Origin of the sequence: Pseudomonas sp. SG20056 (genome assembly GCF_031764535.1) — a bacterium.
Taxonomy (GTDB): Bacteria; Pseudomonadota; Gammaproteobacteria; order Pseudomonadales; family Pseudomonadaceae; genus Aquipseudomonas.
On sequence record NZ_CP134499.1, the window covers coordinates 1,108,755 to 1,132,554 of the forward strand.

Consider the following 23,800-nt stretch of genomic DNA (forward strand, 5'->3'; position numbering starts at 1 on the left):
TTTTTCCAGTGAATACTCACTGGAGCTGCGCCATGGAAGAAACCAACCTGATCAATCTCGGCACCGAAAAAGTTGCCGATCTCTACAACCTGGTCGCGCAGTACGGCGCGGCGTTTGCCATCAAGATCATCTCGGCAATTGCCTTCTGGGTGATCGGCCGCTGGCTGATCGGTTTTGCCGTCGGCATGGTGCAGCGTGCCCTGGGTCAGCAGCGGGTCGATCCGACGGTGCTGCGTTATGTCGGCAACTTTATCTCGGTGACCCTCAACATCATTCTGGTCATCGGCATTCTCGGCTACTTCGGCGTGCAAACCACCAGCCTGGCGGCGCTGATTGCGGCGGTCGGCCTGGCCATCGGTATGGCCTGGTCGGGGCTGTTGGCCAACCTGGCGGCGGGTGGTTTTATTATCGTGCTGCGGCCGTTCAAGGTCGGCGACTTTATCAGCGCCGGTGGGGTGACCGGCACCGTCACCGAGATCGGCTTGTTCGTCACCGCGATCAATACCCCGGATAACGTGATGACCCTGGTGGGTAACAACAAGATCTTCTCCGACAACATCCAGAACTTCAGCCACAACGCGTTTCGCCGGGTTGATCTGCAGGCGCAGCTGTCCGGCGCGGCAGATTACAAAGCCGCTGTGGCGCTGCTCAAGGAACGTATTGCGGGTATTGCCAATGTGCTGAGCGAGCCGGCGGTGGATGTGGAAATTATCGAGTTCAATCTGGTTGGCCCGGTGCTGGCGGTACGTCCGTATTGCCACACTGACCACTACTGGCAGGTGTATTTCGATAGCAACAAGATGATCAAGGATGCCCTCGGCGAAGGCGGCTTCCCGGCGCCGATGCCAGCGCAGACGGTGATCATGCAGCAGGCGGGGTAACAGAGGAGGCCGGCCGCCAGGGGGCGGCCGGCGCTGGATCAGGCTTGCGTCTTGCTCGGTTTCACCGCTTTCCAGATGCGGGTTGCCAGGCTGACCAGCAGTAGGGCAATGGCCCCGGCGATAATCCCGGCGATGGCATTCAGCAGGGTTGGCAGCAAGGCCGCGAGCAGGCCGCTGCTGGCCGCCACGCTCTGCGCCATCTGGTCGATCCATTCCTGCGCGGCATGTACGCCGTGGGTGAGGATGCCGCCGCCGACCATAAACATCGCTGCGGTGCCGAGAATCGACAGGGTTTTCATCATGTACGGCGCGGTAAACAGAATGCCGCGACCGACGCTGCGTTGCAGGCGGCCGCCCAGGCCTTCGCCGCCACGCTGATTGAGGTAGAGGCCGGCGTCGTCCAGCTTGACGATACCCGCCACCAGGCCATAAACCCCGACCGTCATAACCAGGGCGATGGCGGACAGCACCGCGACCTGCTTGCCAAAACTGGCCAGGGCCACGGTGCCAAGGGTGATGGCGATGATTTCTGCCGAGAGGATAAAGTCGGTGCGGATCGCGCCCTTTATCTTGTCCTTCTCGAACGCCAGCATGTCCACTTCCGGGTCGGCCACGGCCTGCAGCAATTCTTGATGCTGCGCCTGATTATCGGCCTTGCTATGGAGGAACTTGTGCGCGAGCTTCTCGAAGCCTTCGTAGCAGAGGAAGGCGCCGCCAAACATCAGCAGCGGCGTCACCGCCCAGGGCGCAAAGGCGCTGATCAGCAGGGCGGCAGGCACCAGAATCAGCTTGTTTTTCGCCGAACCCTTGGCCACCGCCCAGACCACCGGCAGTTCACGTTCGGCGCGCACGCCGCTGACCTGCTGGGCATTCAGCGCCAGGTCGTCGCCGAGTACCCCGGCAGTTTTCTTGGCGGCGACTTTGGTCATTACCGCCACATCGTCAAGGACGGCGGCAATATCATCAAGCAGGGTTAACAGGCTAGCGCCGGCCATGCGAGGGATTCCTTTCTTGGGTTTCTGGGGCAAATCGCCTGGCAGAAGGGCAGGCGACGGTGCGCAGATTTATACGTGAGTCAGCACGCATCAGCCATAGGCGGCAAAGCCAGTTTTGCCGCAGTGCACGAAAAAACGGTGGTACGGGTTAGTCGCTGCTATTGCCGCACGATCCACTGGCGCCACTGGCATAGGCGGCGAGCAGGCTGCGTAACAGGTCATTGAGCGGCATGGGCGTATCTCCTTGGTGAGTGGAGTGACGTTACGCCTGTGCCCGGTGGCTGGGCTGTTGATTGTCTTGATGGGGGTCATAGCCGGAAGCCGCTTTGGCGTTATGCACAGCCATTGCGGCAGCGCACAGTTAGTTGTGCACAAAGACTGTGGAGCGAATTGTGGATAAGGTGGGCGTAGGCGATTGCAGGCTTAGTCGTGTGGCTGCTTGCGGCCTTTGTACGCTTTTTGATCAGTCAATTATTTACCGTTAAAACAACAGGTTAGCCTGGTTATTCAGGACGTTATGGGGTAGCACTGAAGTTGTCCACGACTACTGTGGGTAGAGCTGTTGATAACTCTGGTATGCCTGGCTGTGAGGCTGATAAAACCTGGTTTTGCGCTCTTTGATCGATTTTTAAGCAGCTTGCCGAGGTCTCGAAATACGTCATTTATGCTCTGCCGAGTCAAGCAATAATCGCGTTATTTCAAGGGTTTGCCGCAGGGCTGCGGCGCACGGTGGATAACTTATCCCAGGTTGCTGTGGAGCGATCTGTGGATAAGCTGAGCACGCTTGCGTTCAGGCCACAGCAGGCGTGGTCTGAACGCGGTAGGTTGTTTTTTATACAGAGTGGCGCGTTTAGTCTTCCAGGGCGCTGATCTGCGTCGAACGCCCGAGCACCTGCAGGGCACGGTCCGGGTAATCGGTGATCAGTGCGTTTGCCCCCAGATCAATCAGGCGGCGCATATCGGGCTGTTCGTTGATGGTCCATAGCTGCACGTTCAGCCCACGCTGTGCGGCAGTCTTGAGCAAGCTGGCGCTGGCGACGTGCAGGCCGCCGTGGGCTTCGGGAATCTGCAGTGCCTGGTAGGACGGCGACAGCAGGCTGCCCAAACCGACCCAGTTGAGTGCTACCAGCAGGCGAACCGAGCCAGGCCCGGCAGAGGTGGCAACGCCCGGGCACTGTTCGCGGAACAGTTGCAGGCTGCGGTCATAGAAGCTGCCGACAATCACCAGGTCGCGTTGCTGGTGCGCCTCAAGTGCATCACACAGCTGCGCTTCCATGCCGACATCCGGCACCTTGATTTCAATCACCTTGGGAATGCTGGGGAAACGTTCGAGCACTTCGGTAAAGGTCGGAATGCGCACGCCCTGGCCACGGTAGGGGTAGCTTTGGCCGCCGTCGGCGCTCCAGCGGTAACCGGCGTCCAGCGCCTGCAGCTGCGCCAGGCTGAGTGCAGCAACCGGGCCCTCACCATTGGTGGTGCGATCCAGGGTGCGGTCGTGAATCACCACCAGTTCGCCGTCACTGGACAGGTGCAGGTCCATCTCCAGCATGTCCACGCCCAGGGCGCTGGCGCGCTCGAAGGCAAACAGGCTGTTTTCCGGCCACAGGCCTTTGCCGCCGCGGTGGGCAATCACCAGCGGTTGTTCGGCAAGGCTGCTGAGCACTGCGGCTGGTTGGGCCGGTTTACTGGTCAGGGCCAGTACGCCGAGGGCGATGGCCAGTAACAGCAGTGGAACAGAGAGAAAGCGGGCAACGCGCAGCATGGTCAGGGTCCAGGGCAATCAAGAGAGAGGAGGTTTAATACGCCTCGACTATGACAAAGCCATGGCGGCTGGGCGAGAGGCGAAATGCGCCAGCCGAGCGACCTATGCGGTCAGGGGGCGGATGCGGGTGGACGCTGGCCGTCCACCCGAGCCAGTAACTCAGCCGGCTAGCAGCCAGGCGCCGGTGACTGCTGAAGCCGCGCCAAGTACGCGCACCACCGGTGCAGCGGCCTGGGGCAGCAGGCGCACCAGGGCGTAGCCGCTGGCGTGCAGGGCAGCGGTGGCCACCACGAAACCGGCGGCATAGCCCCATGGGCTGGCCAGCTCTGGCAGCTCCAGGCCGTGGGCGACGCCGTGAGTCAGGGCGAACACTGCAGTCAGGGCGATGGAGAAAATCATTGGTAGGCGAATGGCTACAGCGACCAGCAGACCGAAAGCCAGAACAGAGGCGGCGATGCCGGTTTCCATCAGCGGAATCTGCAGACCGTTAAAGCCCAGCAGGCCGCCGAGCAGCATAGTGCCGACAAAGGTCAGCGGCAGCGCCCAGCGCGCCGCGCCGGATTGCTGAGCAGCCCATAGGCCGACGGCGAGCATGGCCAGCAGGTGGTCGAGGCCGAACACCGGGTGCGCCAGGCCGGCCATTAGGCCGGAGTGATCGTGGCCAGCGTGGGCGAACGCCACTGCGGGGCTGAGAAACAGGGCGAGGGCGAACAGGGATTTACGCAGGTTCATCGGGTGTCTCCTTGACTGAATAGGTTCTCAAGCGGCCGTGAGCATGCCGTGTTGTTCGATAAAGGCGATGATCTGCTCCAGACCCTGGCCGATCTTCTGGTTGCTGAAGACAAACGGCTTATCGCCGCGCATCTTCAGGGTGTCGCGCTCCATTACCTCCAGCGAGGCGCCGACCAGCGGGGCCAAGTCGACCTTGTTGATAACAAGCAGGTCGGACTTGCAGATGCCCGGGCCGCCTTTGCGCGGCAGCTTGTCGCCGGCGGACACATCGATCACATAGATAGTCAGGTCTGACAGCTCCGGGCTAAAGGTGGCCGAGAGGTTGTCGCCGCCGGACTCGACGATGATCAGGTCCAGGCCCGGAAAGCGCCGGTTGAGCTGGTCGACCGCTTCCAGGTTGATCGAAGCGTCTTCGCGAATCGCCGTGTGCGGGCAGCCGCCGGTTTCCACGCCGATGATCCGCTCTGGCGCCAGGGCCTCGTTGCGCACCAGAAACTGCGCGTCTTCCTGGGTGTAGATGTCGTTGGTCACCACGGCCAGGTTGTAGCGTTCGCGCAGGGCCAGACACAGGGCTAGGGTCAGGGCGGTCTTGCCGGAGCCGACCGGGCCACCGATGCCGACACGCAGGGGTTGGCTGTTCATTTTCAAGTCTTCCTTATCATCAAGAACGGAATAAACGGCTGTACTGGCGCTCATGCGCCATGCTCGCCAGGGCCAGGCCAAAGGCGGCGCTGCCCCAGTGTTGCGGTTCTAACTCGCTAGCCTGGCGCTGCGCCTGATCGAGCAGCGGCAGCAGTTGCGAGGTCAGACGCTGAGCGGCTTGCTGGCCCAGCGGCAGGGTTTTCATCAGCACCGCCAGCTGGTTTTCCAGCCAGCCCCAGAGCCAGGCGGCGAGGGCATCCTCGGGCGCGATTTGCCAGGCGCGTGCTGCCAGTGCCCAGCCGACGGCCAGGCCGGGTTCGTCCAGCTCGTCAAACAGCTGCTGCGCCGGTTGATCCAGTTCAGGCAAACCGCTAAGCAGTTGTTGCAGGGAGTAACCCATCTGGCGGCTTTCCAAACGCAGTTCGCGGGTTTCGCGGCTGGCACGTTGTTGTTCGGCCAGGCTGCGCAGCTGGGACCAGTCCTCGCGTGCGGCAGCCTGGCAATGGGCGAGCAGCAGCGGTGCCTCGAAGCGCGCGAGATTGAGCAGCAGCTGATCGGCAATCCAGCGCTGGGCGCTTTCCGCGTTATCCACCAAGCCCTGTTCCACGGCCATTTCCAGGCCCTGGGAGTAGCTGTATCCGCCAATAGGTAATTGGGGGCTTGCCAGTCTCAGTAGCGCCCAGGCCTTATTCATCGGGATGTTCCAAGTCGCGACCGATAGACCCTTCTGCCGAGTACGCTGTAGCCGGCGTGCTACTCGGCAGCTGCGGGCTGGCGAGCCGGAGGAGCTGCCAGGCTTTATTCACTTGCGCGCACCGAATTGATGCAGGCGCGGCGCATAGCTGAACTCGGCATCCCCAGCATGGGAATGGTGATGGCCGCCGCCGTAAGCGCCTTGCTCGGGCTGGTAGGGGGCTTCGATCAGTTCCACCGTGGCGCCGAGTTGTTCGAGCATGGCCTTGAGTACGTAGTCATCCGGCAGGCGCAGCCAGCCATCGCCGAGTTGCAGGGCCACGTGACGATTGCCTAGGTGGTAGGCGGCGCGCATCAACTCGAAGGCGTTGGCGCAGGTGACGTGCAGCAGCGGCTCTGCGCGGGCGATGACGCTTACGATGCGGCCGTCTTCGGCCTGCAGGCATTCGCCATCGTGTAAGGCGGGTTGGCCGCGTTCGAGGAACAGGCCGACATCTTCGCCTGTGCGGCTGTAGCAACGCAGACGGCTTTTGCTGCGGGCTTCGAAGCTCAGTTCGAGTTCAGCATCCCAGTGCGGCTGGGCGGCAATACGGCGGTGGATCACCAACATGGGGCAGTTTCCGGCAGGGCAATGCCGGTTATAGAGCAAGTGCCTTGCCAAACTGCCGTTGCGCCACGCAGAGCGGGGCGCCGGGGTGGGTGTGGCTGAAATTAGAGCGTGATGAGGTTTGGTTTGGTGCGCCTGCTTGGGTTTTGCGCGTTTTTGGTGCGATGGGCCGGCGGTGATCAGTCGCGGGTTTGCCCGAGGCCTTGCCAGTGCTTGGCACCGATAAAGATAAAGCGCAGCTGCTCGATCATTTTGACCTCGGGCGAGGCGTGCATCGGCAGGGGCGCTGCGGGCGGGTCGATCAGCTCGGGCAGGGTGGCGAATACGGTTTTCACCACCAGGTCGGCGATTACATTCTGCGCCGGTGCGTCGAAGTGTTGCAGCTTCGGCATGGCCGCAAGATCCGCCACCAGGTCGGCGGTAATACGTTCACGCAAAGCGCCCACTGCCTGGCGTACCAGTAGTGAGCCGCCATACTGCTCGCGGGCGAGAAACAGAAACTGCGAGCGGTTGGCCGCCACGGCGTCGAGGAAGATGCGCACCGAGGCGTCGATCACACCGCCCACCTCGAACTCATGGTGGCGTACCTGGCGAATGGTTTCGCGAAAGGTTTCGCCGACTTCGGCAATCAGCGCCAGGCCCAGGGCATCCATATCGTCGAAATGCCGGTAGAAACCGGTCGGCACGATGCCGGCGCAGCGCGCCACTTCGCGCAGGCTCAGGCTGCCAAAGCCACGGCCGCTGTCCATCAGGCTGCGCGCTGCGTCCATCAGGGCGTGGCGGGTTTGCAGTTTTTGTTCGGCGCGCGGTTGTAGTGGTTTCAAGCGGGCATGGCTCTGCATGGCGAAATCAGCGCAGCACTCTAACAAACGCTCATTGTTTACGTCGAACCGTGCGTGCGTCGCCGGCTTTGAGTGTACGACTGTTGACTGAATAAGCGTGCTCTGCCAGCCTAGTGAACAATTGTTCACTGGAGTCTTGTCGTGGCCCTTCTTCCTTTTGTCTGGGTGCGCGTGCTCGCCAGCCTGCTGTATCCGCTGCGTGTGCTGGTCGCCCATGGTTGGTTACGAGAAAGTGATGTAGATGCCGGGTTGAAGTGGCTGCACCCGGCGCTGCGGCTGAATCGAGTGTTTGCCCGGGTTACCCAGCGCCAGTGGGTGGCGGATGACATGCTCGAACTGACCCTGCAGGCCAACGGCAACTGGCGTGGCGCGCAGCCGGGTCAGCACCTGCAGCTATTCCTCGAACGCAATGGCGTGCGCCTGAGTCGCAGCTACAGCCTGACGGCGGTGCGGCCGAATGGCTGCGTGCAGGTCGCCATCAAGTATCAGGCCGGCGGCCGGGTGTCACCCTATTTACTGGAACACCTGGCGGTGGGTGATGTGCTGGAACTGGGTCCGGTGTATGGCGAATTGAGTTGGCCAGAGGCGCACGAGGGTGTGTTGTTGTTGGCGGCAGGCAGTGGCATTACGCCGTTGCTGGGTCTTTTGCGCAGTGCTCTGGCGCAGGGTTTCAGTGCGCCGATTACCTTGCTGCATTACGTGCGGGAGCAGGGCCAGCGCGGTTTTGTTGCCGAATTGCAGGCCCTGCAGGCGCAGCACTGCAACCTGCAGGTGCGTTGGTCACTGACCGCTGCTGGTGCTGGGTTGGAAGGATCAGTTGGGCGTTTTACGGATAAGCATCTGGCCGAGGTTACGCAGCTGGATCAGCGCCGTGTGCTGGCCTGCGGCCCGGCAGGTTTTGTCGCCCAGGTGCAGCAGTGGTGGCAGGCCGCTAGCTTGCCTGGCGCGCTGCAGGTCGAAGCTTTCACTGCACCCGTGCTGCGCGCTGACGTCAGCCTGCGCGAAGTCCGCCTGAGGTTTGCCCGCAGCCATCAGCAGGCGACCGCCAATAATCAGCTCAGCTTGCTGGAACAGGCCGAAGCCCATGGCCTGCAGCCGGCCCATGGCTGTCGTCAGGGTATCTGTGCCAGCTGCACCTGCACGTTGCTGAATGGCACGGTGCGCGATTTACGCAGCGGTGTGCTGTTTAGTGAGCCCGGGCAATCCATTCGTTTGTGCGTCAGTGCCCCCCACAGCGACGTCGAAATTGATCTTTAACTTGCGAGTGAATCCCCATGCGTCGTGATCGCGAACTCTCCACGGATGAAATGAACGCCTTCGGCAACGAGCTGGACGCCCTGCGCCAACGCACTCTGGCCGATCTCGGCGAGGCGGACGCCCGTTATATCCGCCGGATTCGCGCAGCAGTACGGTTCTGCTGCTGGAGCGGACGTGGCCTGCTGATGCTCGGTTGGTTTCCGCCGACTTGGTTGCTCGGCACCTTGCTGTTGGGCCTAGGCAAGATTCTGGAGAATATGGAGCTGGGGCATAACGTCATGCACGGCCAGTACGACTGGATGAATGACCCCGAGTTTGCCGGACGCAGCTATGAGTGGGATATCGCCGGGCCGAGCGACTTCTGGCGGCACACCCATAACCATGTGCACCACACCTGGACCAATGTGCTGGGCATGGATGATGACGTGGGCTATGGCGTGGTGCGCTTGTTTCCCGAGCAGCGCTGGAAGCCGTTCTACCGTTGGCAACCACTGTGGGTGACGATTCAGGCCGTGCTGTTCCAGTACTCGGTGGCGATTCAGCATCTGCGCCTGGACAAGGTCTACAAGGGCAAGCTGAGCAAGGCCGAGGTGCGCCCGCTGATCAGGCAGTTCAACGCCAAGGTGCTGCGGCAGTGGGGCAAGGATTACCTGTTCTTCCCGTTGCTGGCGCTGCTGGTCGGGGCCAATGCTGTGGCGGTGCTCGCCGGTAATGCCGTGGCCAACCTGATTCGCAATCTGTGGACCTTCACGGTTATCTTCTGCGGTCACTTTACCGAGCAGGCGGCGGTGTTCAGCAAGGAGTCGGTGGTCGGCGAGAGCCGTGGGCACTGGTATCTGCGCCAGCTGCGCGGGTCCAGCAACCTGAATGGCGGACCGCTGTTCCATATCCTCACCGGTAACCTCAGCCATCAGATCGAACACCACCTGTTCCCCGATCTACCGGCGCGGCGCTATGCGGCGATGGCCGTGGAGGTCCGTGAGATCGCCGAGCGTTATGGTCAGGTCTATAACAATGGCAGCTTGTGGAGCCAGTTTTCGACAGTGCTTAAGCGGATCTGGATCTACCGCCGTCGTCCGGTCGAAGCTATGCCAGCTGGCGCTTAACTGTGCGATCCAAGCTGCGTAGGGTGGGTGACGCTGTTTTCATCCACCATTCATCCTGAGTGACAGTCAGCGCGTAAACACGCACGTCAGGTAACGGTTGCTAAAGCCGTAGCGCAGCATCGAATACAGCCGGCTGAACAGGTACAGCGGGCGCTTGCGGTAATACAGCAGCACCGCATTGCCGACCCCTTCACTGCGGTGCTGTTTCTGTTGATCGACCTGTTTCGAGAACAAACCTTTGAACTGCCACCACTGAATCTGTTCCAAGTGCTGGCTGGCATGCAGCCCTTGCTGGCGGAACAGTGCATAAAAGCTGCGTTTGCTGAAGTCATGCAGGTGGTGGGGGTTGCCGTCCAGGGTTGGCGTGATCGGCACCGAAGCGATCACTTTGCCGTCGTCAGCCAATAAGCGCGCATAGTTGGCCAGCAGCACGTGCGGGCGCGGCAGATGCTCGATGGTTTCCAGGCTGACGATGCAATCGAAGCCCTGGTCGCTGCTGAACTGCTCGGCATCGGCACACTCATAGCGCAGGTTGGGCAGCTGGTAATGCTCGCGAGCGTAGGCAATGGCCGCAGGGTCAATGTCCACGCCAGTGACCTGCTTGTCCGGGTTGCGCTCGGCCAGCAGGGCGGTGCCATAGCCACAACCACAGGCCATATCCAGCACGCGCTGGCCGCTGAGATGCTCGGCGGCGAATTCATAGCGCTGCATGTGAATCTGCAGGCTGGCCTGGTCATCCGGGTTAAGCGGGTTGAGATCCTTCGGGTAAATCCGTTCGATGGTATGCATGGTCATGGCAGCGCAAAGAGAAGCCGGGACTATATGTCAGGCGGCCCAGTTTTCCCACGCGCTGTATTGGCATGCTTCGTGGTTCTGTACTTTCTTTCTCGGCGGTATGACACAAGGATGGTTTGCTATGTCGACATCTTCTGCACCCCGTTATCCCCTGGTTCTGGTGCCAGGCTTACTCGGCTTTGTCAGCCTGCTCGGTTATCCCTATTGGTACGGCATCGTCACGGCGCTGCGCCGCATCGGTGCAAAAGTCTTCCCGGTACTGGTGTCTTCGGTGCATTCGACTGAGGTGCGCGGCGAGCAACTGTTGCTGCGTATCGCCGATGTGTTGCAGGAGACTGGCGCAGAAAAGGTCCATCTGATCGGCCATAGCCAGGGCGCGCTGACGGCGCGTTATGCGGCTGCGCTAAAGCCCGAGTGGGTGGCGTCCGTCACCTCGGTGGCCGGGCCTAATCATGGTTCGGAGTTGGCGGATTTTCTCAAGCGTAAAGCCCCGCACGGCAGCCTGCGTGAGCGCGTGTTGAGTGCTTTATTACGCAGCGTGGCGCGTTGTATGGCGTGGCTGGAGCGTGGTTATAAAGGCGAGCCACTGCCGATGGATGTGGCAGCGGCGCAGCAGTCACTGACTAGTGATGGCGTGGCGGCCTTTAATGCGCAGTATCCGCAAGGCTTGCCTGAAATATGGGGTGGTGAGGGCGCGGCCGAGGTCAACGGCGTGCGCTACTACTCTTGGTCCGGCACCATTCAACCTGGTATCACCGATAAGGGTGGCAACCGCTTCGACGGGCCGAATGTCGCCTGCCGGATGTTTGCCAAAACTTTTCAGCGTGAAGTTGGGCAGTGCGATGGCATGGTCGGGCGCTACAGCTCACACCTGGGCACGGTGATTGGTGATCAGTACCCGCTGGATCACTTCGACATCATCAATCAGACCTTCGGCCTGGTCGGTAAAGGCGCCGAGCCGGTAAAACTGTTTGTCGAGCACGCGCAGCGTTTGGCGGCGGCCGGGCTCTAGAGTTCGTTTAGCTCAACCCAGATGCCCTGATCGTCTTCGCGGATGGCAAGCTCTTGCAGCGCTTGCCCAGCGCAGGGGCCAGCGACGCATTCGCCGGATTCGATGAGAAACAGTGCGCCGTGGGTGGCGCACTGGATCAGGCTGGCGCTGGCATCGAGAAACTGGTCGGGCAACCATTCCAGGGGGATGCCACGGTGCGGGCAGCGATTGCGATAGGCATACAGCTGGCCATCCTTGCGCACTGCAAACAGCTTCTCTCCGGCTATCTCAAAGCCCCGGCTCTGGCCTTCGGCCAACACATCCGGTGCACATAAACGCAACATAAGAACCTCCCCGACAGGCCGGCATTATGCCGCCCTGGCGCGGAAGTGAAAGAGGAGGGCGCATCCATGCGCCAAGTGGAACTCAGTATTGCCAGGAAGCGGATACGCGCAAACTACGTCCGGCTTCGCTGTAGTAGTCGTCCGGCTGCACCAGGGCACTGGTCGGAACGTTCAGGGCATTCCAGTACTTCTTGTCGAGCAGGTTGAACAAGCCAGCCTGTAGTTTCACGCCGTCCAGGGCGGCAGGTTTCCAGTAGCCGGTGAGGTCGACCACACCGTAGCCGGGGGCAGCGAAATCACTGTCGTTCTCCACCTTGTCTCGCGCCGCAGCGGCGGTCAGCATCAGGTCGGCGCCGTAGCGGTCCTGCTCGTAGCTCAGGCCAACGATGCTGGTGAGCGGAGCCACGGAGCTGAGGTACTGGTTGGTTTCGCGGTCTTCACCTTCAGCCCAGGCCAGGGAGCCCCAGACCTTCCAGTGCGGTACGAACTCCCAGTGCGCAGTGGCTTCGGCGCCATAGATCTGCACCTTGGCGCGGTTCTCGGTTCGGGTTACGCCCAGCGGGTAGTCGGCGGTGCTCAGGCCGACGGCAGCCAGGTCGGCAGCGTTCATCGCCACATCATCGTCGATGAAGTTCTTGTAATGGTTGTCGAACAGGCTCAGCGATCCGCCCAGCTTGTGATTACCCAACTCCAGACCGACTTCGTAGCCGTTGCTTTCTTCCGGTTTGAGGCCGGTGTTGCCGAGACGCAGATAGCTGCCTTCGGCGCCGTAGTTCATATACAGCTGGGTGGCATCAGGGGCTTTGAAGCCTTGGGCCCACTGCGCATACACCATCGCCTGCTCGGTCACTTGCCAGGTCGCCAGCAGGCTGCCGGAGAGCTTGTGGTCGCTGCTGGATTGCATGGTTTCCGGATTGGCCGGGTTGACGTTGTTGTTGAAATCGCTAGTGGCCTTGGGATCCTGTTTGTAGTGGTCGTAACGCAGGCCGGGAGTCAGCTTGACGCGGCCGTCAGCGAAGGCGATCTCGTTGGTGGCGTAAAGCGCCCACTGAGTGCCTTCGGCCTTGGGCATGTCGGCCTGGTTGGTATGCAGGAAGCCGCATGCACTTGGGCCCATGAGTTCGTTGAGTACCGCAGGGCAGTTGTCGTAGCCCTCGGATACCTGCTCGGTGGTTATCTGGTAGACCTCGCCACCGAGAGTCAGGCTGTTCGGCAGGCCGGCAATCTCAAAGGTTTTACCGACATCGCCGGAGACCCCAAGGAGCTCCTTTTCGATCTGGTTGTCACGGCCGAAGGCTCCGCTGGGAAACTTGTACGGGTTGCCGCCGGGGCCGAACATTGCATCGGGAAACGCTGCGCGGGCGTCGGTGACAGTGCGGATGCCGTTCTGATCGTCGCGGCGGCGCAGCTTCTGCCAGTAGGCAATGGCATTGGCGCTATCGATCAAGCTGTTGTGGTTTTCTGCCCGGAAGGCATAGTCGACGGACAGGCGCTGGCGCTTGTTGTGCTCCGAGGTGCCATTCTCGCCGATCAGGTAGTTGCTGCCCTGGTTGGTGCGGCTATCGATGTCATTCTCGCGCTCGAACAGTTCGCCAGTGAAGCCGACCTTATGGCCGCCGTCGAAGCGCTGTTGCAGTTTGACCAACAGGCTCTGCTGTTCGGTGTCGGCAGGGTTGGCTTCAGTACGGGAGGTGTCGTAGGTATTGGCATCGCCGCCGCTTTCCAGCTCGTTGCCCTGGCGCTGGCCTGCTTGCAACAGCCAGGAGGTGTCCTGGAAACGGCCGGCGATGGCGCCGTTGAGACCCCAGCTGTGGTCGGCGCTGTCGTAGTCGGTCTTGACCAGGCTGCCGAAGTCCTTGCCGCCCTGCAGCAAGTCTTCCGGGTTGAGTGTGTAGAGCGCTACCGCGCCACCCAGGGCGCCGGAACCGACCACGCTGGAGTTGGCGCCGCGCACGATATCCACCGAGGACAGGCCGTTGAAGTCGATCGAGTCGAGGCCGCCCTGAGCGCCGCCGGTTGGGCCCTGGCTGCGCGCGCCGTCAGTCATCCATGGCACGCGAATGCCGTCGATGGTGGTCAGTACGCGGTCGCGATCCAGGCCACGGATATTGATGCTTTCGCTGGTGCGGCTGTAATTCACGCCCGGCTCGGAGCGCCGCGAAAGATCGTCAAAGCTGCGGATAAACCGCTTGTCCAGCGTTTCGGCGTCAGTGCTCGTGGTGGTGGGCAATGACTCTTCAACTACGCTTCCGATTACCTGTGTATCCGGCAGCGTCGCCGGCTGTTCGGCCAGGACCAGTGAAGGGCTTAGCAACAGCAGCGCAAGCCAGGGGCGGAGGGCAAAGGGAGGACGTATCGGCATGGGACTACTCCAAGAACATGCAGGACGGGTTCTGTGACCGTTCGGGTTGGCGATGGCGGCGAACGATAATAGGATTGACAGTCATATGCAAATGATTATCAAATAGATCCTGTCTTGGAGGTCAGTCTGGCCTGCGAGTGCTGCTAGCCCGACCTGTTCATGCTTGTGTATGGCGCTGGGCGGCTGTGCGTGAATAACCAAGCGCCTTGTTTTCGGCACGGCGTACCCCGTGATGAAGGAGTTTCCATAATGAATACCCAGTCCCCCAGTCAGCCGACTAGCGACCTCTACTTGGCGTGGCAGGTGCTGCGCACTGAGCAGCCGCGCCTGCGCGCGCGCGATGCGGCCGAGCGCCTAGCTGTCAGTGAAGCCGAGCTGGTCGCCAGCCGCCTAGGGGTCGATACCCTGCGCCTGCGCCCTGAGTGGGCGGGGTTGCTGCCTGCATTGGGCGAGCTGGGTTATGTGATGGCACTGACCCGCAACGAGCATTGCGTGCATGAGCGCAAAGGCTATTACCGCGAGGTGACTGTTACCGGCAATGGTCAGATGGGCCTGGTGGTTTCGGCAGATATCGATCTACGCCTGTTCCTCGGCGGCTGGGCCAGTGTATTTGCCATTGAAGAGCAAACCAGCAAGGGCACTCAGCGCAGCATTCAGGTGTTTGATCGCCAAGGCACAGCGGTACACAAGGTGTTCCTCACCGAGGACAGCCAGCTACAAGCCTGGGAGCCGCTGCTGGAGCGTTTTGCGGCGGCTGAGCAAAGCGCCGATCTTGACCTGCAGCCACTGCCGCCGGCTACTCCAGCCCAGGCTGATGAGGTGATCGATGCCGAGGCTTTGCGCGTGGGCTGGTCTGCCCTGAAAGACACTCACCATTTCTTTGCCTTGCTGAAAAAGCACGGCACGACCCGTACCCAGGCACTGCGTCTGGCGGGTCGTGAGTGGGCCGAACCGCTGGATGTGCGCGAATTGCCGAAGCTGATGGAGCAGGCTGGCGCGCGGGAAGTGCCGATCATGGTGTTTGTCGGCAACCGCCACTGCATCCAGATCCACTCCGGACCGGTGAAGAACCTGCGCTGGATGGACACCTGGTTCAATGTGTTGGACCCCGAGTTCAACCTGCATCTCAAGACCACGGGCGTGACTGAACTTTGGCGCGTGCGCAAGCCCAGCACCGATGGTGTGATCACCAGTTGGGAGGCGTTTGATGATGACGGCGAACTGGTGGTGCAGCTGTTCGGTTCGCGCAAACCGGGTGTTCCTGAGCGCGAGGACTGGCGTGCCCTGGCCGAAGAGGCCGTGGCTGTGCCGGCCTGAATCGATTTTCCGCTGTGGTTACAGCGCCGCGTCCCTGGCTTGACCGGGGCCGGCGTTCACCTCTGTTTCCTTAGAGAATTCTCATGAAGCGCCTTAGTTCTCTGCTCGCCCTGAGTGCGAGTTTGTTGTCCTGTTCCTGGCTGATGGCTGCCGAGCCGTTGCCGCAACGCTGGATCAGTTCCGGCGGCTCGCTCAGTGAGTGGGTGGTGGCGCTGGGTGGCGAAAGCCGTTTAGTTGGGGTGGACAGCACCAGTCAGCATCCAGAATCGCTGCGCGAATTGCCGAGCATCGGTTATCAGCGCCAGCTGGCGGCTGAGGGCATGCTGACGCTGCGCCCGGATATGCTGATCGGCAGCGAAGAAATGGGCCCGCCGCCGGTGCTGGCGCAATTACGTGGTGCCGGTGTGCGGGTGGAAATGCTCTCGTCCAAGGCGGATCTGAGCAGTTTGCAGGCCAGCCTGCAGCGCATCGGCACCCTGTTGGGCGAGCCACAACGCGCCGATCAGGCCTTCGCGGCCTACCAACAGCGCTTGCAGCAGCAGGCCGACTGGCTGGTGAGCGCGCAGCGTCAGCAAGCTGCGCCGGGTGTGCTGCTGTTGCTCGGGCATGCCGGCGGTAGCCCGATGGCGGGCGGCAAGGACACCTCGGCAGACTGGCTGATCGAACGTGCCGGCGGGCGCAACCTGGCCAGCCACAGCGGCTTCAAGGCGCTGTCCACCGAAGCCCTGCTGGCACTTGATCCGGAGGTGGTGATCATCGCTGACCGCAGCCTGTCCGGTGACGCTGCGCGTGAGGCATTGCTGCAGCAGAACCCGGCGTTGTCAGCGACCCGGGCAGCGCGTAACCAGCGTGTACTGATGCTTGACCCGACGCTGTTGGTCGGTGGTCTCGGCCCGCGTTTGCCGGATGGGCTGGCGGCCTTGTCCGCAGCCTTTTATCCTGCCAGCCAACCTCTGGTCGCCGAAGCTAAGCCCACGCCATGAATCCTGTTATTCGTCCACGCTCACTGTTTATCGCACTGAGCCTGTTGCTGGCGCTCGCGCTCTGGTTATCCCTGGCGCTGGGGCCGGTCAGCCTGCCGCTGCTCGATACCCTCAAGGCAGCGTTGCGCCTGCTGGGTCTGGCGCAGCCGGGGGATGATCTGGCTCAGGCTGAGCTGATACTCGGGCAGATCCGTCTGCCGCGCACCTTACTCGGCCTGCTGGTCGGTGCGGTGCTGGCGCTGTGCGGCGTGGCGATGCAAGGGCTGTTTCGCAACCCGCTGGCAGATCCCGGCCTGATCGGGGTATCCAGCGGTGCGGCGCTCGGTGCGTCGATTGCGATTGTCGGTGGTGCGGCACTGGGCGGCTTACCGGAAGCGTTCGCGCCGTATCTATTGTCGTTGTGTGCCTTTATCGGCGGCTTGGGGGTGACGGCACTGGTCTATCGCCTGGGCCGGCGTGATGGTGAAACCAATGTGGCGACCATGCTGCTGGCCGGTATTGCGCTGACGGCATTGGCCGGTGCGGCCATCGGCCTGTTCACTTACCTGGCCGATGACGCCACCTTGCGTACCCTGACGTTCTGGAACCTGGGCAGCCTGAATGGCGCCAGCTACGCGCGTCTGTGGCCGTTGCTGTTGGTCACGGCAGCGGTGGCGCTGTGGTTGCCGCGCCGAGCCAAGGCACTGAATGCCTTGTTGTTGGGCGAATCCGAAGCGCGTCACCTGGGCTTTGCGGTTGAGCGGATCAAGGCTGAGCTGGTGTTTTGCACCGCCTTGGGCGTCGGTGCCGCGGTGGCGGCGGCGGGGATGATTGGTTTTATCGGCCTGGTGGTGCCGCATCTGGTGCGCCTGCTGGTCGGGCCGGATCATCGTGTGCTGTTGCCGGCGTCAGCGTTGGCGGGTGCCAGTCTGCTGCTGCTGGCGGATCTGGCCGCGCGGCTGGTGCTGGCGCCAGCGGAACTGCCGATCGGTATCGTCACGGCGCTGATTGGTGCGCCGTTCTTCCTTTATCTGTTGCTGCGGGGGCGTACCTGATGCTGCGCGCGGAAAATCTGGCGGTACAGCGCGGCCCGTGCACGGTGTTGGCGGATATCAATCTGGAGCTGTGTCCTGGGGAGGTGCTCGGCGTGCTGGGCCCCAATGGCGCCGGCAAGAGCACCTTGCTCGGCGCCTTGTGTGGCGAGTTGCAGCCCAGCCACGGCGACGTGTGGCTGGATCAGCGGCGGCTGCAGGACTGGCCCGGCAGCGAGCGTGCGCAACGCCTGGCGGTTTTGCCACAAACCTCGACGCTGAACTTCGCTTTTCGCGTAGAAGAAGTGGTCGGCATGGGCCGTTTGCCCCATGCGAGCGGGCGCGTGCGTGACGCGCAGATCATCAAGCAGGCGCTGGAAGCGGCTGATGCCTTGCACCTGGCTGGGCGCAGCTACCTGGCGTTATCCGGCGGTGAGCGTCAGCGCGTACACCTGGCGCGGGTGCTGGCGCAGCTCTGGCCGGGTGGCGAAGGGCAGATGCTGCTGCTCGATGAGCCGACCTCAATGCTTGACCCGCTGCATCAGCACACCACATTGCAGGCCACCCGCGCATTCGTCGAGCAGGGCGCAGCGGTGCTGGTGATTCTTCACGATCTTAATCTGGCCGCGCGTTATTGCGACCGCCTGTTGCTGCTGGAGCGTGGCCGCCCCCATGCGCTCGGTAGCCCCGAAGAAGTGCTGCGTGCCGAGCCACTGCAGGCCGTGTTCGGTCTCGAAGTGCTGGTGCAGCAGCATCCGGAACGGGGTCATCCTTTAATTGTTGCTCGCTAGGGTTGTGTTTATGCGTATTGCATTACTGCTTGTGGTGGCGCTGTTGAGCGCTTGTCAGGCCTCGTTACCGGCTTTACCCGCTTGGCAAAGCCCGGAAGGTTTGCAGCAGCCTGAGCTGGGGCAGATTGTCGAGTTGCGCACAGGCGCGCGGCTGACCCCTGAGCAACTGCTGACGCGTCTGGCTGCCGCGCCCAAGGTGCTGGTCGGCGAGCGGCATGACAATCCCGATCACCATGCGCTGCAGCTCTGGTTGTTGCGGGCGCTGGCAGCGCAGCGGCCACAAGGCAGCCTGTTGCTGGAAATGTTGACGCCGGATCAGCAGGTCAAGGTCGATCAGGTACGCGCAGCCATCGCGGCCGGGCAGGCGCCGCAGGACATGCTCACTGCTCTGGCCTGGCAGCCGGGCTGGGCCTGGTCGCTCTACGGGCCGCTGGTGCAGCATACGCTGCGTCAGCCGTACCCATTGTTGGCAGCCAACCTTGAGCGCCGCGAAGTCATGCAAATTTACGCTCAGGTGCCGCAGCTGCAAGGCCAGGCTTCTACAGCGCAGCCAGTGCGTGAGGCGCTGTTTGAACAGATTCGCCAGTCGCACTGCAACCTACTGCCGGAAAGTCAGTTACCCGCCATGCTAGCCGTGCAGCAACAGCGTGACCGGCGTATGGCCGAAGCCCTGCTGGCCGCACCTGAGCCTAGCCTGCTGTTTGCTGGTGCTTTCCATGTGCGTCGCGAGCTGGGTGTGCCGCTGCATTTGCAGGATTTAGGTGCAGCTGAAGCTGTGCAGGTGCTGATTCTGGCGGAGGTCGGCAGCCAGATAGCCGCTGAGTCGGCCGATTACGTCTGGTACACCCCAGCGCAACCTGAGCAGGATCACTGCGCAAAACTGCGACCCTAGCCCGATTTGCCTGCGGCTGAGCAGGTAGTCTGCGGTTTTCACCGGAGACTGCTGATGCCAGCTGCTGCCCACGCCCTGCTTACCCGCTACTTCAACGCCCTCAACGAACGCGACAGCCGTGCCTGCCTGGCCCTGCTCAGCGCCGATGTGTTGCTGGACATCAACCAGGGGCCGCGCGAGCAGGGCATACAAGCTTTTGCCGACTATCTGGCGCGCACCCAGCGCTGCTACCGCGAAAGCATCGATAACCTGCAGATTCTCACCGAACCAAGTGGGCAGCGCGCCGCTTGTGAGTTCACTCTGAGCGGCGAATACCTGAGCACCGATGATGGCCTGCCGGACGCCTGTGGTCAGAGCTATCAGCTGACGGCCGCGAGTTTCTTCGAGATTCGCGACGGTAAGATCTGCCGCGTAAGCCAGCATTTCAATCTGCCGGAGTGGCTGGCGCAGGTCGATTTCTAAAGGCTGGTAAGCGTGCTTTTCAACAGGCAAAAAAAGACCCGGCAAAAGCCGGGTCAATAACCGTGATTAGCCTGATGAGGAGATAATCTGAAGAGGCCGACTGAAGGTCTCTTAAGCTTATCGGCTGATCTCGCGATCAGTTGCGATAATAATAACAATTCTCATTTTCAAGTCAACACCATTAATCCAACTTTTTTATCAGCCTGCCAAATGTTTGTTCGCCCCCATAAACAAACAACCCGACACTAGGTCGGGTTGTTGAGGTCGCCAGCGGCTTTCAGGATGCTTCGGCCGGCAGGCGCAGCTGGGTGACTTCCTTGTTCAGCAGATCGATGCGCTTGGCCATGCTCTCGATCAGGCTGTGGGCAATTCGCGGGTTGCTTTGCATCAGGCTGAGGAACTGCTCTTTAGGAATAACCATCACGGTGCAGGGCTCGCTAGCCAATACGGTGGCGCTGCGTTTCTCGCGGGTGAACACCGCCATGGCGCCGAAGATTTCATCCTTCTGCACGTCACCGACCTTGTGTCCGTCGACGTACGCCTCGGCATGGCCTTCGATGATGATAAATACGTTGTCGGCGACATCGCCCTGATGGATCAGCTCTTCACCTGCCGCAAAGTGCTGGAAGCCGGTGGACGGGCGAATTTCCGGCTGTTTCAAGCGCGCCAGGGCATCGGAAAGCAGAGCGGTGTGGCCGATCAGGTACTGGATGAACAGCTCCTGGCGCTGTTCGCTAGCATAGATGTGCTTGAACACGTCGCTGCGTGAGTAGGGAATCAGGCTCAGCTGTTCTTCACTGCTGTAGCGACAGCTGGGCATGTCCAGGCCCTGGCGCAGGCCAACCAGGTCGCCTTCCTGTAAATAAAACAGCGGGCGTTCATCAACCACAGCATGCAGCAGGCCATTCTCAATGATGAATAACTGATTGCCCGGCAGCATCTTGGCCAGGTCTTCTGCGCGTTCGAGTTGTAGTGGCGATCCAGCAGGTGCAAGCCCATCGAGCAATTGAGTGGGGATGCTTTGTAGTCGGTTGATCAGCTGATCGGCGTAAGCCGGTTGCTCCCCGAGTAAATACATGAGCGAATTTCCTTGAACTGGCTGGGCATACTAAACCGCACGAACGTCCCTAAAACAATAGTTGCCAGCGCGCTTCAGGTAAATCAAAAGCCTGAGAGGTTGTGAGCTAGCTCTTGTTGTGGGATGAAGTTTCATCGAGTTGACCATTCAGCTCGGCCTTATGTCCGGGTGGCAGCTCGTTCCAGTGCACGTCCAGCAGTGCGCCTTCAATCGCATACAAAAGCACCTTGGATGCCCTGAAGCCCCGCGCGCGTACCGCTCGATAGGCGCTGACCGCACCCAGTCGACGCAGATCATTGGCGCTGTGAATGCCAACCGCGTGTAACCACTGGGCTGAGGTTTTGCCGAGGTTCTTCAGGTGTTGCAGTTCATCGTTCATCAAGCCTCCTTGCGCTGCTGGGCAGTCGTGCGGGTGGAGTCAGTTTGGCGTGCCTGCCAGAAAGTGTAGCGGCCAGCGGACAAAGCGTGGCTGTTTGGCATCACCCCAGGCCTGGCGCAGCGTTGGTTGCAGTTGCTGCAGTGGATCGACGCCGTTTTGCTGTTCGTAACGTTGCACTGCAGACCAGGTGCGCAGGTAGCCAAATAGTTGTTCCAGCGTCCAGCTGGCTTCGATAGCCGAGGCGGGTGGAGCGAGCGGGGTAAAGGGGTTGTCGATATCGCGGTAGCCGGCATCAACACTGGCGCGGCCTGCAGGCCAATAGCCGTTCAGGGTATTCCAGTAAAGATCGTCGATCAGTGCGTCCAGCTCATCGTCAATGCGCATCAGGCTGTAACACCAGGCACAGAACACGCCGCCAGGCTTGAGTAGGCGACGCACTTCGCTGAAGAACGCTGGAGTGGCGAACCAGTGCAGTGCCTGCGCCACCACGATCAGATCCAGGCTGTTGCTGGGCAGGGGTTGTGTCTGCGCCTCGGCGACGAACAGGTGAAGCCCCGGCTGGTTCGCACCAGCCAGCAACTGCTCAAGACTGGCATCGCAGGCCAGTACCTGCTTGAAGTGCTGAAGCAGCGGGTAGCTGGCCTGGCCATTGCCGCAGGCGATATCCAGAGCCTGTAGGCGTTCTGGGCATTGTGCTGCTAGCCAGGTAAACAGGCTTTCTGGGTAAAGCGGGCGGAAGCTGGCGTAGGCATCTGCTCGGGCGCCGAACAGTCGGCTGACGTGGTTGCCTCTCAACGGGTGTTGTAGCGCAGGCGGGTGCCGAAATTCACCGACATCAGAATCTCGTCAGCCGTCAGTTCGACCGGAAAGTAGGCCCCGGAAATCTGCGCGTGGGCCAGGCTGGCGCCTTCGAGCTTGGCGTTGCGCAGATCGAGGCCGCGCAAGTCAGTACCGCGAAAGTAGGCGTTGGTAAAGTTGATTCCTTGAGCGTCCAGGGCGCGCAGATCAATGCCGCGAAAATCACCGTCGCTCAGGTCGACGACTGTGTCTTTGGGCTTTTGCGCATTAAAGGCGGAGATCTGCTCGTTGCGGATCAGGACATACAGCGGGTTATCCAGTTGGCGGGGCTGGCTCATGGTGCATCTCCTTATGGACTCACCGCCAGTATAGAAGCCGCGGCGCGCTCTGCTCGCGCCGCAACGTCGTTAGCCGTTTTCTGGTTACAGACCTGGCAGGCGTTGACGAATGCGCGCTATCAGGCTGTCCAGGCTGGCGCTTTCGTGGGTGTCGACGCGCTTGCTGTGCAGGCGTTCATCGTCACTCAGTGCTTCGCGGCTGGCTTGCTGGGCGTGCACAACGTCCATGGTGGCATCGGACGGATCGCTGCCGGCGGCTTTGCGCTGTTCCAGCCAACTGGCGATCACTTCGTCTGGGGCGCTGCATTCCAGAATGATGAAGGGGGCGCCGCAGGCTTCTGCCACCTGGCTGGCTGCTTCGCGCTGCGCCTGCTTGAGGTAAGTGGCGTCTATGACTACCGGAAAGCCGGCGTGCAGGGCTGCTTCGGCGAGCTGGTGCAGGCGCTGGTAAGTGGCGGCGCTGGCGCCCTGGGTGTAGATGCCGGCGCTGAGTTTGCCGAGGTCAGCATCCTTCTGTTCGCCGAACAGACGTTTGCGCTCCACATCCGAACGCAAGCGAATAGCGCCCAGAGCCTCAACCAGGCGCATGGCCACATGGCTTTTGCCCACTGCAGAAACACCGTGGGTAATGGCCAGGAAGTTCGAAGGTATGGCGCTGTAGCTTTCCGCCAGGTTGGCGTAGTTGCGGTATTGGCGCAGGGTCACGGCTTTTTGCACCGCATCGGTCTGATGGGCCAGGCTGAATAGCGCGACCTTGGCGCGTACCAGGGCGCGGTAGGCCTTGTAGAAATTCAGCAGTTGCAGGGCAGCGTAATCACCGGTGTGTTCCAGCCAGCCATTGACGAAGCGCCAGGCATGCGCCTTGAGGCCGCGGTCTTCCAGGTCCATGGCGAGGAATGCGGCGTCCGAGGCAATATCAATCAGGCGGAACGGCTCGTTGAATTCGATACAGTCAAACAGCACCACTTGGCCGTCGAGCAGGGTGGCATTGCCCAGATGGATGTCGCCGTGGCATTCGCGAATCGAGCCATTGGCTGCACGCGAGGCCAACAGCGGCTCAAGGCGTGTGCAGTTGGCTTCAGTCCAGGCCTCCAGGGCGTCAAGTTGCTGCAGGTCGGCCGCGTCGCTGAGCATCGGGCGGATCTGTTCGAAGTTCTGCCGCATGGGGGCGACGATTGCTTCAGGTGTGCACAGTGCATGGTTGGTTGCGACGACTGGGGTCGTCCCGTGGAAGTCGGCGATCTGTTTGGCCAGGGCGTCGATATGCGCCTCGCTCAGTTCGCCGCGTGCTTGCACGTCACTGAGTAGCTGGCTTTGCGGGAATTGACGCATTTTCAGGGCGTATTCGATGGCCGGGCCACTGCCGCCGAGTTGTGGCGTATCGACGCTGCCACTGATCGGCAGTACTTCCAGGTAAAGGCCCTGAGTCAGGCGCTGGTTGAGGCGCAGCTCTTCCTTGCAGAAGTGCTCGCGGGCGCTTAGCTCGGTGAAGTCGAGAAAACCGAAGTTCATCGGTTTCTTGATCTTGTAGGCAAAGGGGCCGGTAAGCACCACCCAGGAAATATGGGTTTCGATAACCTGAAACTGCTCCACGGGGTGAGGGTAGAGGGCCGGGTTCTGCAGTGCGGCGATCAGAGCTTGGCTCACGGGCGATCCTTGGCGTTGTACTGAAATAAGAGGCGGCCATTATGGCCGCTCAATGCCAGTCTGCAAACCGCTGCGCTGGCCTGCTGGCAAGTGGGC

The 23,800-nt window shown here is 61.4% G+C and carries 25 protein-coding genes; 10 read left to right on the plus strand and 15 right to left on the minus strand.

What is annotated here, in order from left to right; translation table 11 throughout:
- The first annotated feature begins 32 nt into the window (after nt 1-32).
- Nucleotides 33-881 carry a mechanosensitive ion channel family protein gene (locus RHP75_RS05315; protein ID WP_160015908.1) on the plus strand — a complete coding sequence of 283 codons (849 nt, stop codon included), beginning with the start codon at nt 33-35 and terminating at the stop codon, nt 879-881.
- A 38-nt stretch (nt 882-919) separates the two neighbouring features.
- Here the strand turns inward: RHP75_RS05315 and RHP75_RS05320 are convergent, their stop codons facing one another.
- From RHP75_RS05320 to RHP75_RS05350, 7 genes are all read right to left on the minus strand, one after another.
- The gene (locus RHP75_RS05320; protein ID WP_311090800.1) at nt 920-1,876 is read right to left on the minus strand and encodes a DUF808 domain-containing protein; all 957 of its coding nucleotides are present in this window, start codon (nt 1,874-1,876) and stop codon (nt 920-922) included.
- 850 nt (nt 1,877-2,726) lie between these two features.
- The gene (locus RHP75_RS05325; RefSeq protein WP_311090801.1) at nt 2,727-3,638 is read right to left on the minus strand and encodes a glycerophosphodiester phosphodiesterase; all 912 of its coding nucleotides are present in this window, start codon (nt 3,636-3,638) and stop codon (nt 2,727-2,729) included.
- Nucleotides 3,639-3,797: 159 nt separating this feature from the next.
- Nucleotides 3,798-4,370 (minus strand): HupE/UreJ family protein, encoded by a 573-nt coding sequence (locus RHP75_RS05330; RefSeq protein WP_311090802.1) that lies wholly within the window; start codon nt 4,368-4,370, stop codon nt 3,798-3,800.
- A 27-nt stretch (nt 4,371-4,397) separates the two neighbouring features.
- A complete protein-coding gene (gene ureG / locus RHP75_RS05335) occupies nt 4,398-5,012 on the minus strand; it encodes an urease accessory protein UreG (RefSeq protein ID WP_311090803.1) in 615 nt (204 codons plus the stop codon).
- Between the two features lie 19 nt (nt 5,013-5,031).
- Nucleotides 5,032-5,706, minus strand: a complete 675-nt coding sequence (locus RHP75_RS05340; RefSeq protein ID WP_311090804.1) for an urease accessory protein UreF — start codon at nt 5,704-5,706, stop codon at nt 5,032-5,034.
- 108 nt (nt 5,707-5,814) lie between these two features.
- Nucleotides 5,815-6,315 (minus strand): urease accessory protein UreE, encoded by a 501-nt coding sequence (ureE, locus tag RHP75_RS05345; RefSeq protein WP_311090805.1) that lies wholly within the window; start codon nt 6,313-6,315, stop codon nt 5,815-5,817.
- A 176-nt stretch (nt 6,316-6,491) separates the two neighbouring features.
- Nucleotides 6,492-7,154 (minus strand): TetR family transcriptional regulator, encoded by a 663-nt coding sequence (locus RHP75_RS05350; protein WP_170050409.1) that lies wholly within the window; start codon nt 7,152-7,154, stop codon nt 6,492-6,494.
- A 141-nt stretch (nt 7,155-7,295) separates the two neighbouring features.
- Between RHP75_RS05350 and RHP75_RS05355 the strand changes: the two genes are divergently transcribed.
- Together RHP75_RS05355 and RHP75_RS05360 are read left to right on the plus strand one after the other, a co-directional pair.
- Nucleotides 7,296-8,411: a ferredoxin reductase gene (locus RHP75_RS05355; protein ID WP_311090806.1), complete on the plus strand. Its 1,116-nt coding sequence runs from the start codon at nt 7,296-7,298 to the stop codon at nt 8,409-8,411.
- 17 nt (nt 8,412-8,428) lie between these two features.
- Nucleotides 8,429-9,517: a fatty acid desaturase gene (locus RHP75_RS05360; protein ID WP_311090807.1), complete on the plus strand. Its 1,089-nt coding sequence runs from the start codon at nt 8,429-8,431 to the stop codon at nt 9,515-9,517.
- Nucleotides 9,518-9,583: 66 nt separating this feature from the next.
- Here the strand turns inward: RHP75_RS05360 and RHP75_RS05365 are convergent, their stop codons facing one another.
- Nucleotides 9,584-10,312, minus strand: a complete 729-nt coding sequence (locus RHP75_RS05365) for a class I SAM-dependent methyltransferase (RefSeq protein WP_311090808.1) — start codon at nt 10,310-10,312, stop codon at nt 9,584-9,586.
- A gap of 121 nt (nt 10,313-10,433) precedes the next feature.
- Between RHP75_RS05365 and RHP75_RS05370 the strand changes: the two genes are divergently transcribed.
- Nucleotides 10,434-11,324, plus strand: coding sequence for a triacylglycerol lipase (locus tag RHP75_RS05370; RefSeq protein WP_311090809.1), 891 nt, complete (start codon nt 10,434-10,436; stop codon nt 11,322-11,324).
- Here the strand turns inward: RHP75_RS05370 and RHP75_RS05375 are convergent.
- Both RHP75_RS05375 and RHP75_RS05380 read right to left on the minus strand, forming a co-directional pair.
- Nucleotides 11,321-11,647 carry a Rieske (2Fe-2S) protein gene (locus tag RHP75_RS05375; protein WP_311090810.1) on the minus strand — a complete coding sequence of 109 codons (327 nt, stop codon included), beginning with the start codon at nt 11,645-11,647 and terminating at the stop codon, nt 11,321-11,323. The genes RHP75_RS05370 and RHP75_RS05375 overlap by 4 nt on opposite strands.
- A gap of 82 nt (nt 11,648-11,729) precedes the next feature.
- Nucleotides 11,730-14,009 (minus strand): TonB-dependent hemoglobin/transferrin/lactoferrin family receptor, encoded by a 2,280-nt coding sequence (locus tag RHP75_RS05380; protein ID WP_311090811.1) that lies wholly within the window; start codon nt 14,007-14,009, stop codon nt 11,730-11,732.
- Between the two features lie 249 nt (nt 14,010-14,258).
- Between RHP75_RS05380 and RHP75_RS05385 the strand changes: the two genes are divergently transcribed.
- The 6 genes from RHP75_RS05385 to RHP75_RS05410 all read left to right on the plus strand — a co-directional run bounded on the left by RHP75_RS05385 (nt 14,259) and on the right by RHP75_RS05410 (nt 19,464).
- Nucleotides 14,259-15,326 (plus strand): ChuX/HutX family heme-like substrate-binding protein, encoded by a 1,068-nt coding sequence (locus tag RHP75_RS05385; RefSeq protein ID WP_311090812.1) that lies wholly within the window; start codon nt 14,259-14,261, stop codon nt 15,324-15,326.
- A gap of 83 nt (nt 15,327-15,409) precedes the next feature.
- Nucleotides 15,410-16,309 (plus strand): ABC transporter substrate-binding protein, encoded by a 900-nt coding sequence (locus RHP75_RS05390; RefSeq protein WP_311090813.1) that lies wholly within the window; start codon nt 15,410-15,412, stop codon nt 16,307-16,309.
- A complete protein-coding gene (locus tag RHP75_RS05395) occupies nt 16,306-17,343 on the plus strand; it encodes an iron ABC transporter permease (RefSeq protein ID WP_311090814.1) in 1,038 nt (345 codons plus the stop codon). The genes RHP75_RS05390 and RHP75_RS05395 overlap by 4 nt, the downstream gene beginning before the upstream one ends.
- Complete coding sequence (locus tag RHP75_RS05400) at nt 17,343-18,110, plus strand: heme ABC transporter ATP-binding protein (protein ID WP_311090816.1); 768 nt, start codon at nt 17,343-17,345, stop codon at nt 18,108-18,110. The genes RHP75_RS05395 and RHP75_RS05400 overlap by 1 nt, the downstream gene beginning before the upstream one ends.
- Nucleotides 18,111-18,120: 10 nt before the next feature.
- Nucleotides 18,121-19,002, plus strand: a complete 882-nt coding sequence (locus RHP75_RS05405; RefSeq protein WP_311090817.1) for a ChaN family lipoprotein — start codon at nt 18,121-18,123, stop codon at nt 19,000-19,002.
- 54 nt (nt 19,003-19,056) lie between these two features.
- Nucleotides 19,057-19,464, plus strand: a complete 408-nt coding sequence (locus RHP75_RS05410; protein WP_311090818.1) for a nuclear transport factor 2 family protein — start codon at nt 19,057-19,059, stop codon at nt 19,462-19,464.
- A gap of 277 nt (nt 19,465-19,741) precedes the next feature.
- Here RHP75_RS05410 and RHP75_RS05415 read toward each other — a convergent pair whose 3' ends face one another.
- From RHP75_RS05415 to RHP75_RS05435, 5 genes are all read right to left on the minus strand, one after another.
- The gene (locus tag RHP75_RS05415) at nt 19,742-20,542 is read right to left on the minus strand and encodes a cyclic nucleotide-binding domain-containing protein (protein ID WP_160015887.1); all 801 of its coding nucleotides are present in this window, start codon (nt 20,540-20,542) and stop codon (nt 19,742-19,744) included.
- 106 nt (nt 20,543-20,648) lie between these two features.
- Nucleotides 20,649-20,921 carry a TfoX/Sxy family protein gene (locus tag RHP75_RS05420; protein ID WP_311090819.1) on the minus strand — a complete coding sequence of 91 codons (273 nt, stop codon included), beginning with the start codon at nt 20,919-20,921 and terminating at the stop codon, nt 20,649-20,651.
- Between the two features lie 39 nt (nt 20,922-20,960).
- Complete coding sequence (locus RHP75_RS05425) at nt 20,961-21,716, minus strand: class I SAM-dependent methyltransferase (RefSeq protein ID WP_311090821.1); 756 nt, start codon at nt 21,714-21,716, stop codon at nt 20,961-20,963.
- On the minus strand, nt 21,713-22,057 hold the full coding sequence (locus RHP75_RS05430) for a pentapeptide repeat-containing protein (RefSeq protein WP_160015884.1): 345 nt from the start codon (nt 22,055-22,057) through the stop codon (nt 21,713-21,715). Before RHP75_RS05430 ends, RHP75_RS05425 begins: the two co-directional genes overlap by 4 nt.
- A gap of 84 nt (nt 22,058-22,141) precedes the next feature.
- Nucleotides 22,142-23,704, minus strand: coding sequence for an AAA family ATPase (locus RHP75_RS05435; RefSeq protein WP_311090823.1), 1,563 nt, complete (start codon nt 23,702-23,704; stop codon nt 22,142-22,144).
- Between the last annotated feature and the right edge of the window lie 96 nt (nt 23,705-23,800).